Source organism: Cyanobium sp. BA20m-14 (assembly GCF_024346295.1).
Genome location: NZ_JAGQCR010000109.1, coordinates 1 through 10,280, shown reverse-complemented (window position 1 = coordinate 10,280; position 10,280 = coordinate 1). Strand labels below are relative to the sequence as shown.

15 protein-coding genes and 1 pseudogene are annotated in these 10,280 nt (G+C 65.4%); 7 read left to right on the top strand and 9 right to left on the bottom strand.

The window, feature by feature from the left end; all coding sequences use genetic code 11:
* Positions 1-193 precede the first annotated feature (193 nt).
* The 9 genes from KBZ07_RS10990 to KBZ07_RS10950 all read right to left on the bottom strand — a co-directional run bounded on the left by KBZ07_RS10990 (position 194) and on the right by KBZ07_RS10950 (position 4,738).
* Entirely contained in the window at positions 194-430 is a 237-nt protein-coding gene (locus tag KBZ07_RS10990) for a helix-turn-helix domain-containing protein (protein WP_254931651.1), read from the bottom strand.
* Positions 430-711, bottom strand: coding sequence for a hypothetical protein (locus tag KBZ07_RS10985; protein WP_254931650.1), 282 nt, complete (start codon positions 709-711; stop codon positions 430-432). The genes KBZ07_RS10990 and KBZ07_RS10985 overlap by 1 nt, the downstream gene beginning before the upstream one ends.
* The gene (locus KBZ07_RS10980; RefSeq protein ID WP_254931649.1) at positions 708-1,517 is read right to left on the bottom strand and encodes a BRO family protein; all 810 of its coding nucleotides are present in this window, start codon (positions 1,515-1,517) and stop codon (positions 708-710) included. The genes KBZ07_RS10985 and KBZ07_RS10980 overlap by 4 nt, the downstream gene beginning before the upstream one ends.
* Positions 1,514-1,789: a hypothetical protein gene (locus KBZ07_RS10975; RefSeq protein WP_254931648.1), complete on the bottom strand. Its 276-nt coding sequence runs from the start codon at positions 1,787-1,789 to the stop codon at positions 1,514-1,516. The genes KBZ07_RS10980 and KBZ07_RS10975 overlap by 4 nt, the downstream gene beginning before the upstream one ends.
* On the bottom strand, positions 1,789-2,442 hold the full coding sequence (locus KBZ07_RS10970) for a hypothetical protein (protein WP_254931647.1): 654 nt from the start codon (positions 2,440-2,442) through the stop codon (positions 1,789-1,791). Before KBZ07_RS10970 ends, KBZ07_RS10975 begins: the two co-directional genes overlap by 1 nt.
* Positions 2,432-2,671 carry a hypothetical protein gene (locus KBZ07_RS10965; protein WP_254931646.1) on the bottom strand — a complete coding sequence of 80 codons (240 nt, stop codon included), beginning with the start codon at positions 2,669-2,671 and terminating at the stop codon, positions 2,432-2,434. The genes KBZ07_RS10970 and KBZ07_RS10965 overlap by 11 nt, the downstream gene beginning before the upstream one ends.
* On the bottom strand, positions 2,668-3,417 hold the full coding sequence (locus KBZ07_RS10960) for a hypothetical protein (protein ID WP_254931645.1): 750 nt from the start codon (positions 3,415-3,417) through the stop codon (positions 2,668-2,670). Before KBZ07_RS10960 ends, KBZ07_RS10965 begins: the two co-directional genes overlap by 4 nt.
* A 118-nt stretch (positions 3,418-3,535) precedes the next feature.
* Entirely contained in the window at positions 3,536-4,219 is a 684-nt protein-coding gene (locus KBZ07_RS10955) for a helix-turn-helix transcriptional regulator (RefSeq protein ID WP_254931644.1), read from the bottom strand.
* 63 nt (positions 4,220-4,282) lie between these two features.
* Positions 4,283-4,738, bottom strand: a complete 456-nt coding sequence (locus KBZ07_RS10950) for a hypothetical protein (RefSeq protein WP_254931643.1) — start codon at positions 4,736-4,738, stop codon at positions 4,283-4,285.
* A 122-nt stretch (positions 4,739-4,860) separates the two neighbouring features.
* Between KBZ07_RS10950 and KBZ07_RS10945 the strand changes: the two genes are divergently transcribed.
* From KBZ07_RS10945 to KBZ07_RS10915, 7 genes and pseudogenes are all read left to right on the top strand, one after another.
* Positions 4,861-5,049: a hypothetical protein gene (locus KBZ07_RS10945; protein ID WP_254931642.1), complete on the top strand. Its 189-nt coding sequence runs from the start codon at positions 4,861-4,863 to the stop codon at positions 5,047-5,049.
* A complete protein-coding gene (locus KBZ07_RS10940; protein WP_254931641.1) occupies positions 5,036-7,567 on the top strand; it encodes an AAA family ATPase in 2,532 nt (843 codons plus the stop codon). Before KBZ07_RS10945 ends, KBZ07_RS10940 begins: the two co-directional genes overlap by 14 nt.
* A 367-nt stretch (positions 7,568-7,934) precedes the next feature.
* The gene (locus tag KBZ07_RS10935) at positions 7,935-8,645 is read left to right on the top strand and encodes a hypothetical protein (protein WP_254931640.1); all 711 of its coding nucleotides are present in this window, start codon (positions 7,935-7,937) and stop codon (positions 8,643-8,645) included.
* A 96-nt stretch (positions 8,646-8,741) separates the two neighbouring features.
* Positions 8,742-9,089 (top strand): hypothetical protein, encoded by a 348-nt coding sequence (locus tag KBZ07_RS10930; protein ID WP_254931639.1) that lies wholly within the window; start codon positions 8,742-8,744, stop codon positions 9,087-9,089.
* Positions 9,090-9,092: 3 nt separating this feature from the next.
* Positions 9,093-9,452, top strand: a complete 360-nt coding sequence (locus KBZ07_RS10925; RefSeq protein ID WP_254931638.1) for a hypothetical protein — start codon at positions 9,093-9,095, stop codon at positions 9,450-9,452.
* Complete coding sequence (locus KBZ07_RS10920) at positions 9,449-10,012, top strand: hypothetical protein (RefSeq protein WP_254931637.1); 564 nt, start codon at positions 9,449-9,451, stop codon at positions 10,010-10,012. The genes KBZ07_RS10925 and KBZ07_RS10920 overlap by 4 nt, the downstream gene beginning before the upstream one ends.
* Positions 10,012-10,280, top strand: a pseudogene (locus KBZ07_RS10915) (terminase); the annotation flags it as partial. The gene KBZ07_RS10920 and the pseudogene KBZ07_RS10915, both read left to right, overlap by 1 nt.

The window sequence follows — 10,280 nt, the reverse complement described above, 5'->3', positions numbered from 1 at the left end:
CCTGCAGCCCGGCCTGACGCAAGCAATCGGACGGGAGCCTCACCGCCAGGCTGTTCCCCCAGCGGCGGATCGCCTGCGGGAAGTGCTGGCTGGCGTCAGCTGAACGACCTTGGGGCTTGGACTGTGTCAAGGAACGCCTTGGGCCGTTCCCGGCCGCCCGTAGAGACATGACTCTACGTCCGGTTTGTGGTTTTCAGTGCTGCAGATGCCGCCGGCTCCACCCAGTGATGGTGGACTCCACGTTCTCCAGGTGCCACTGCAGCGGTCCCCGGCCCTGGGTGCAGCCCCAACGCCTGTAGTGCTTGCCAGGGGTGAGCACCCCTCGCAACCGCAACTGGCGGAGGGTTTCGCGGCTCATCCCCAGGGCTGCGCAGGCATCTGCCGTCGTGACCCAGACCCGCTGGCGAGTTGTCGTTACTTGGGTTTCCATCAGCCCCCTGCCACCTGGGCGCGGTAGCGCTTGAGGGTGTCGGCCAGCAAGAAGTGGCGATAGCTCTTGATCTGGCGGGACTCGACCAGGTCAAACATCCGAACTCCGGAGGTTGCAGCTAAAGCATCGAGATAGCTCTGGCAGCGGTCGCTTTCCCGGCGCTTCGGCCATTGCTTGCCGTTGGCCCTGCGGATGGCTGTGTCATTGACATAGCCATCTCTGGTCCGCCGAGAGATGGATGTGCCGTTGCTGGAACGGGACAGCAGGATGTGCGTATTCATGGCAACTCATTCCGCAGCACGGTCATCACCGCGGGATCCCAGACGATCTGCTGCCGGTGCTCGCCGCGGCTGCAGCGCGGCAGGGCAATACCCCAGTCGCAGCCGACTGCGGTGAGCTGCCAGTCATCAAGGTCATTGCGCACCTGCAGGCCGCAGGCCGCTAACCGGACGTTGATATCCCTGATCGTGTGGCCCAGCCGCTCGGCCAGTTGCTCTGCATCCAGGCGTGCCTCGACTGGCTTACCAATCGGCTGAGCGGGCCGATGAGCTGAGTCTGCAGAGTGGCTGTCGCAAAGGATCTGTTGCAGTGGGGCTAGGTGGAGGCCGGTGCTGGCCTCGATGTCTTCAATGGCAGCGAGGAGCGCATCGGAGTACCCGACGCCGGTGAGCTCGATGATCTCCTCGGCAAGCCGCAACACCGCCTGCACGGTCTGGGGCTTTCCCCCAGCAGGGCCTGACAAGTGGGCCCTTGGTTTGACCTGGTGGGGTCGCAGGGCGGGCAGCAGCTCATGGGTGAGCCAGCGCCGCATTCGCCAGGCCGTCTGGCTTTTGCCCAGCAGCAGAAGCCTCAGCAGGCCGCCTTCACTGATCAGGGCCAGAGTGCAGCCCTCGCTGCCGGGGCCTTCCTGGGAATAGAGGCAGTGCTCCTCCTCCCGCAGGTTGGCCAGCCCCCTGGCGATCGGCTGCTGGCCAAGGGCTGCTGCGACATCAGCGGCGGCGAACCAGGCCTCACCGTGCTCATCGGTGCTCACCCGAATGCGGTGCCCCTCAAAGGAGTAGGGCACCAGAGCGGTAGTGCTGCTCATAGCTGAGAAGGCGAGAGGACAGTGGCGCCAGCTGCGCCAGTGGTGGCGAGGGGTGCTCCTGCCTGCGGTCTCCGGGGAGCTGGCACCGGGCCGCTGAGCAGCAGCAGGATCGTGCCCAGTTGCAGGGCCAGCAGCAGCCACAGCAACCACTGCAGCTGCTGCAGGCTGCTCACCCGCACGTTGGTGGTGATCGTCCGGCGGCTGCGGCAGAAGGCTGGCAGCTGGGGGCTGCTTCCCCTTGCGCTGAGACGGATGTTGGTGTGGTGGGCCATCAGAAGGGCACCTCCTCATCGGCGAACTCATCGCCGTAGTCGTCGCCATCGGCCAGGGGGATCGACTGCTGCTGACGGGCTGCCGCCTCATCGGAGTGGTAGGCCTGCTCGGCTGCTTCTATCCAGGCTGGATCTGTGCCCTCGCGGATGCTCAGCGGGCCGTAAAAGCCGATCGTGACGTTGCGGGGCACCGCATCGGCGGATGCCTGGTCTTCGATCTTGGGGCCCTTGGGATTGCCGTCCTGGTCGTACTGCTGCGCCCAACGGGTCTCCAGCGTCAGCACATCACCCACATTCAGCCGGCCGCGACGGTGCTGGCGCCGTGCCTCGATCCACTCGCCAAATCCCTTGGCCTTGAGGATCAACCGCACCCGATCGCCCGCTGCCGGCACGCCGCCCTCGTCACCGATGCGGGCCTCCATCGTTGTGCCCGGCATGGCGATCGCATGGACGACCATCTCCTGCTTCACCTTGGGCCGGCCCTGACGGTCGCTGCCGTTGGGGATCGGCTCCATCGCCCCGCTGGTTTGGTTCTTGCGCAGCCGGTCGCGCTGCTCGGGGCGCACGATCGCCAGATAAGCCACCTCAGCGAGGCGTTGCTGCCGAATCACCGGCGCCGCGTTGCGGCTGCCGTCGTTGAGTTCAATCGCCATCGGAGTTGCTTGAAAGGGTGAACGGGGAAGAAGACAGGGGCAGCAGGGGCTCCAGGCCAGCCCCCAGCCGCAGCAGGTGATGGGCGGCGCCAGAGAGGCTCAGCTGGTGTTCGGTCGCCAGCTGCTGCACTTGCCGGTAGATATCGCTGTGCACGCAGACGCACAGGGTGTGGCGGCCGTGCTGCACCCGCGGCTGGGGCTTGGCATAGGCGCGGCGACAGACGCTCATCGCGTCACCCCCGCCAGCTCGCGCTCGAACACGTCGATGAAGGCCTTGTGGCGCTGCTGGGTGATGCGGTCCTTGATCGTCCGCGCCTCCTTGGGCACCTGAAAGTGATGGCGGAACTCGATCGTGAAGCGCTTGCGGACCTCTGGCGGCATCGCCGCTAGGAACTTGTGCAAGGTGGCAACCTCCTCCTGCGTCAGGGGCTCCAGGCCCCGATCCAGCGCTATGGGCTGCGCTTCCAGCGGATTGGACCACTCGTCATCGGCGCTCTGCGGCAGCTCTGTTGCGGGAGGAGCGCCAGCAGAGCTGCTGTTGTCAAAAAGCGCAGTTTTTTGCAATTCAGGCTCGTTAGCCTGAACAAGGGTGGTCACAGGAATGCCCAGCAGCCCCACCAGCAACGAGGCGGTCAGTGCCTGCCAGGCCTGACTCCCCTCCACGGGCGCAAGCGCTTCGCTGAATTCCTCGGCCCCGCCGCGATGGCGCAGGGTCACCCGCAACAGCTGCTGATCCTCCTGAATCAGCTTCTGGGCACTAAATGAGAAGCCCAGGGCAAAGGCAGGCGCTGCGGCCAGTACGACCTCGTGCAGAGAAGGCTCCTGGATAGCGAGCATCTGGGCCTGGAACTGGGCCAGGCACCCGGCCCACTGGGCACGGGCCTGATCCCGGCTCTGCAGCAGGGCGTGGTTGAAATCAAGGGCGGTTGTGGGACCTGGCGTCGGCTCCATCCGCCCGCTTTGGGTGGTGGTCATCGAAGGCACTGCGGGACCGGCGCCCGCTTGCACGAGATATTACTGACTCGCTAATCCGAATTTGTATCTCAGAACACGGGTCTATCGGTTATGCCGAATTCGCATGGTTTTGAACGGTTCAGCTGGCGCTCGCCTTGCTTGCCCAGGTCTGGAGCCAGCGCTGCGGCAGCCACGCCTCACCGTCCCACAGCCCCTTCAGCTGCTCCGGCGCATAGCTCTCAAACCCCGCCAGCACGGCCTGGAAGGTCTGCCGCTGCTTGGCCGGCGCCGCCTTAGCTGCCGAGCTGAGGGCATCCATTACGCCTATGCCGTTCTGCTTAGCGATCTGCACCAGCTGGGCTCGCCACTGCTCGCTCAAGCGTTGGGCTTCTGCCCCATCGAGCTCAGGCTGGGCCGGCAGCTCCGGCGTCTGGTATGCGCTCGGCACGCGCAGCAGACCCAGATGGCAGCTCCAAAACTCGGCCGGCCCCCACACCAGCCCTGCGTCATCCAGCAGCGGCTCGGCCTGGCTGATCAGCTCCTTGAGGTCGCCGGTGCGCACACCGTTGAAATCCTTAGCCGCCAGGCGCCGATTGACCTCGGCGAGAGCAAAGAAGCTCTCTGGCCGGGGCTTGGGCGCCTTGCCGTTCTCAAACACGCTGAGCGTGCTCGGGGCCATCATTTCAAAGCCGGCCTCCTTGGCCCACTTGTACGCCGTGTACTGGGTCCAGTGGTTCAGCTCCCGCCAGCGCCGCAGCATTCGCCCGAACTGCTGACCGGCTTCGAGCTGCTTGGCTTCGATGTACCGGTACTCAGACGGCATCAAGGCTGAAATCTGGCCATTAGCGAGAGGCTAAGACAAGGGGTGTGGATCCGGATGCACATCTCAATGTTGCCGAAATGGACTGGCATGAACCTGGCCTGGCTGTCTCCTCTGCCTACGTTGCCGGTGCGAGCACAGGCGACCTTCGGGCGGGAGCAGCCAATCGCTTGAGGCCAGGGGCGGCGGCCAGCAGCAGGCCTGACGCAGCAAGCCTTCTAGCTCCAGGCGTTGCGCTGCTGTCAGTAGCTCCAGCGGCTCGACAATGCGGCTGTCTGGCCCCAGGCTCCAGTCGTCCCGCTGACAGCCGTAGACCCAATCACGGCCATCGGGAGCAAGTGCCCACAGCAAGACACCGAGCTGGTCGCGCTCAATTCCAATGGCCAACTGCCAGCCGCTGGCCAGATCGAGGTGCAGGCGCCCCCACCAGATCTCCTGCCAGCTGCGCCTAGCTAGGAAGGCCTCGCGAGCCAGCAAGGCCAGCAGGGCAAGTTTGATTTCGGCGGCGCAGCAGCGAGTCAACAGCGGCAGATCAATTGCCCTAAGTCCTTGCCATGGCGGCAGCCCAGCCTCCTTTTGCTTTTTGATTCGCTCTAGCGAGCCTGTGCCAGGCTAAATAGGATGATTCGATATGCCGAGGCTCTATGGCTCCGATGATGACCCCGCTCTCCGTGCAGTTCACGCTTGAGCAGCAGGCCTGGTTGGACCAGCTCACCCGCGGCGGCCTGCTTTCGCGCTCCTCGGTGATTCGGCTGATCGTGGCCGAGGCGATGGAACGCGACCAGCTCACCAGCAAGCCCCGTAAGCGCTCGGGGCTCCATGCCCAGCGCTGAATCAGCCGCCCCAACGCAGGCCTGCATCGACCACGGAGCCGCCCAGCAGTTCCTTTCGCTGCTGGGCAAGAACCCTGCCAGCGCCCGGCTACGCGCCTTTCCCCACCGCGCCAACCCTGCCAAGGGGCAGATCGGCGCCCGCAAAGGCCCTTTTGATCTGGAACTGGCGGAGCAGTGGCAGCGGGAAGGGCGCGGCGTCTACCTGGTGATCAACGACGGCGGTGACCGCAAGAGCGAGATCACGGCCTGCCAGGCGTTCTTCGTGGAGTGGGACGACCGGCCGATCGCCTGGCAGCTGAACGCCTGGCGGGAGCTGGGGCTGCCGGAGCCCTCGCTGATCGTGCTCAGCGGCGGCAAGTCGGCGCACTGCTACTGGCTGCTGGAGCAGCCCATCCCACCGCAGGAATGGGCGCCGCTGCAGGCGGAGCTGATCGCTTACGCCGGCGGTGACCCTCACTGCAAGGACGCCTCAAGGGTGATGCGTTTGCCGGGCTGCTGGTACATCGATGCCGGCGGCCAGGCCGTGGCGCCAGTGCAGCTGGTGCATGTCAGCGGCCAGCGCTACGCGCCGGAGGACATCGCCCTGGCGCTGCTGCCCGATGAGTTCGCCGAACTAGCGGCAGAGCCCGCGCCGCAACCAGGAATCCGCCTGGAGCATCAAGGCCCGGATTCGGCCACCGGCATCCCGCTGCCCGAACTGGGCAACGAGGCCTTCGGGCCGCCCCGCCCGCTGGAGGAGATCCGAGCCGCCCTGGCCGCCATCCCCCGGCGCGTGGCTGGCAGCAACACCTATGCCGACTACCGCAACATCCTCTGGGGTCTGATCGAGGCCTGCGAGCAGGCTGGCCATGACCGCGAGCTGGCGATGGCCCTGATGGAGGCCCACAGTCCCTCGGCCAGCTGCGGCTGGGACATCCGCCAGGTGGCCAGCTCCGGTGGCGAGCAGATCAGCGCCGCCACCTTCTGGTTCCACGCCCGCCAGCACGGCTGGCTACCGCCGCAGTCTTGCCGCAACGCCAGCAAGCACAGCCCCAGGCCACCTGGATCGCAAGCTTCCGGTAGCCAGCGGGTCCAGGGCGAAACCGGCGGCCGCCATCCCGGTGGCAGGAGCAGCGACCGCACCAGCAGCAGTAACGCCAGGGGCACCAAGGGATCTGGCTCTGGCACTGGCCAGCAGCGCTTCTCCCCCAGAGCCGACACCCAGGTGCGCTGGGGAAAGGTGCACCTGCCGATCAATCGGCGCCTCAACGCCTTGGAGTACTGCATCCGCTCCCTTGTGGGGCGTGAGCGCAACAGCCTGCGCCGCTCGGATCGGGTGCGGGAGTGCCATGCCGCGCTGGAACTAAAGACAGCCCTGCGGTTGCAGGAGATCGGCCAGCTCACCCTCGAGGCCCTCGACCTGCGTAACGGCAACCGCTTCCGCGCCTTCACACAAGATGAACGCTCTGCGATGCCCCCACCGGTGGTGCAGTGGGAGATCCCCGGCTGTATCCCAAAGCAGGATCTAACGATCGTGGGTGGCCGCGCCAAGGTGGGCAAGACCAGGCTGGTGCACTCACTAGCCCGCTGCCTGCTCTGCGCCGAGGACTTTCTCGGTTTCGGGGCGCCGGAGGAACCGCGGCCGGTGATCTTGGTGACCGACGACCAAGGTGATGGCGATACCGCCCAGATGCAGCAGCAGCTGGGGATCTGGGATCACCCGCTGCTGCTCTGGTCACGCCGCTTCCGCGTCACCGAGGCCAACCTCGATGCCCTGCTGGTCTGCCTGGCCGCCCACCCCGGCGCGGTGGTGATCCTCGATTCGCTGCGCTCGATCACCCGCAGCTGCTGCTTTGGCGAGAACGATCCGGAGATGGGCTCCTTGATCTACGACCTCAAGCACCAGATCATCGATGCCGGCGGCACGCTGCTGCTGATTCACCACTGCAACAAGGCCAACGACACCACCGGCACCGAGGCCCTCTCTGGCCATAACGCCATCGCCGGGGCGGCCAACACGATCCTCACCCTGCATTACCTGGTCAAGGGCAACCGCCTAATCAAGGATTCACCCCAGCGCCGCCTGGTGCGCGAGGCCCGCTCTGGCCCACCCGTCGATCTGGTGGTGGCGATTGACGGCAACACCGGAACCTTCTCAAGGCTCGGCACCTACGACGATCTCCAGGAGCAGCAGGAGCAGGAGAGCGATCTCGATCGCGCCGCCCAGCGGGTGCGCAAGGCCAGCGAGAAGCAGAAAGAGGCCCTGCGTTATCTCCAGGTTCTCCACGCCAATGGCCTTGCTGGGGTGGGCCTGCTGGAGCTGCTGCAAGCAATTGACCTGGCGCCGGCGGAGGCTCGGCTGATGAGAGATCTCGATGGAGAGGCCCTGAGCTCATACAAGACCCTTGGTCGGTTTCTCGGGAAGCTCGACGGCCTGGTGACAACCACCCGCGTATCCACCGGCAGTCAGAGCTACTACCTGCGCTATTGCCTCAGCGCAGCCGGTGCGCAATGGCTGGCACGTGAGTTCGAACTCTAGGGATGGAAACTTCGGATTCTTGTGGAGCCCTTCTAGGGCAGGGATTCCAGCGCTTCATGGCAGCCGGAAACAACCTGGAAACTTGTGATTCTTTGGGGGCCTCCCCGCTCCTCAGCGGTGCTGTTGCCCTATCTCTTCAGTGCAAAAGAGGACTGGAAACTTCGGAAACTTTGAAACCCCCTCCAGCGCAGGCGTTCTCACGCTGCGCGGCGGGGGGAAACAACTTAGAAACTTGTGAAACCGCTGCGCCGCAGGGGTTTCGCAAGAATCACAAAGTTTTACCCGTCCAACACCCTCTCAGATCCTCTGCGCCGCAACGGGTTCTAAAGAATCACAAGTTTTTAGTGCTTCATGTGAGGTTCTGGTGATGACGTTGACAACCACCGCGCGTGTCTTCGATCGCCAGATCGAGGCGAACAGCTGGTTGGCGCCGATCCCAGGCCTGCGGCGCACCGACCCTGAGCACCGCTACTGGCTGGGGGAGCACCTGTTCGCGGTGTCGATCACTGGCGTTATCGGCTCAGCCAAGAGCGACTGGGCGCTGGCCCGCATCGAGGCCACCCGCCACCTCTGGGAGCCGCGCGGCCACACCGTGCACCTGGCGCTGGAGGCCCTGCTGCATAACCGCTTTCACCCCATGCTCCAGCAGCGCCAGCAGGCAAGCGAGCTTCTGCAGCATCTGCGCGCTGGCGATTACAGGGACTGGATCGAGCCCCTGCTGGCCCACCCCCACTGGCGGCAGGTGACGGTGATCGCTTCTGAACGGCCCAGCTGCTGCCTGATCCGCAACCTGGCGGGCACCTACGACACCGGCTACATCCAGCACGCCAGCGGCCTGCGAGTACTTGCCGACCTCAAAACGCTTTCGGCGCCCAACTCCAGCAGCTACTGCACCCGCGCCCAGCTGGGCGGCTACATGGCCCTGGAGGCAACCTGGGGGGTGCACTACGACGCCGGCCAGACGATCTGGGCCCGGCCCGGGGAGACCCGTTTCTCGCCGCTGTATTCCCGCGAGGAATGCCTGGCGGCCTGGGCAGCGGCCTGGACGGGCTATGTGAGCAGCATGCGGCCCTGGTGAGGCACTATCCGAACTTGTTTATTCGGACTATCGAGCCGCTATATTTTGACAGAAGCAGTTTGTCTGCTCACTCTCTTCTCCCAGTTGGAACGGTTGATGCCTGCCAGCACCACCAGCTCTGCTCCCCTGGCCGGCGCCGCGCTCGATGCGCTGCTCGATCGCATCACCGTCCTCAAGCTGCAGCAAAAAAGCATCGAGACCGAGCTCTCCCCGCTGCTGGAGCAGCTCAGCGGTGCTTTGGAAACCGGCGAACTTGATGCCGTCTTCTCTCACAACGGCTGCAGCTTCTCCTGGTCCGCCGGGCGCACCAGCTACGCCTACCCCGAGCCGCTCGTGCAGCAGGAGCAGGCGCTCAAGGAGGCCCAGCGGCTTGCTGTTGCCACCGGTGCCGCCAGCGAGAAGCACGGCAAGGCGTTCTGGACCATCAAGGCGGCGCGGGGTTGAGCGATGGCCAATCCCCATAAGCGCAAGGGGGATGGGGCCGAGCGAGAAGCGGCCGAACTGCTCAGCGCTCTCCTGGCCCTGACGGTGCGCCGCAAGCTGGGCGCTGGCCGCACCACCAGTGCTGGCGGTGACACCGGCGACCTCGACGGCGTGCCGGGTCACGTGATCCAGGTAGCCAGCTGGGCCAATGTCGCTGCTGCCGCACGCATCAAGCCAGCTGAGGCCTCTCGGCAGGCGGACCATGCCGGTGCACCATTCGCCGCAACCTTGGTGCGCTTCCGTGGCGGCACCTGGCGGGTGGTGCTTACACCTGAGCAGTGGGCCGCCTATTTGCGGTTGATCCTGCGGGAGGGGTTGCAGTGAGCCACCCAGCCTCTACTGCTGGCATCACCGCTCAGGGCATGGCGGATGCGCTGGATGCTGATCTGGAGTTGCTCGATGAGCTGCGCCAGGCGGCGCCCCAGCAGGACGCCGATGGTCAGCCGCGCTGGCCAGCTGTGGATCCCAGCCGGCCGGTGGGCAAGGGCAATCCGCCAAGGGGCCGCCGCAGCCAGAGCCATAAACCCCGCGCCAGCCATATGGAGGTGGAGACGCGCATAGCCGAGGCCCAGCTGTGGATCGCCCAGCGGCTGCCTTTGGCAGTGATCAGGGAAAAAGCAGCCCAGAACTGGGGAATCAGCAACATCAAGACGATCAGCAAATACCTGGCCCTGGCGCGTCAGCGGATGGTGCAGGAGCTGCTCACCGACCGCCGCCGCCACCAGGCCGAGCAGATCTTTGCCTTGAACGAATGCGCCCGCCGGGCCATGGAGGCCGAGCAGTTCAACGCTGCTGTGGGCGCCTTCCGGGTCATCGCTGAGATCGGCGGCCTGCTGCGGGCACCACTCAAGCCACCTGAATCGGTGCCCGGGGGCAGGCTCTGATGGCTGGCCTGCTGCTCGATCCAGCCACCGACCTCTGGGCTGACTGGGGCCTGCTGGATGTTCTCGATCCCAACCGCAGCCAAGCCCAGCAGCAGGACCAGCAGAGCTTTCGGGACTTCATCGGGGCCGCCTATCCCGGCTACGCCTTCCACACCTGGGCCGAGCGATTGATTGCTCTGCTGCAACGGGTGGCTGATGGCCAGCTCAATCGCCTGATCGTCTGCTGTCCGCCGCGGCTGGGTAAATCGCTCCTTGTTTCCAAGCTGTT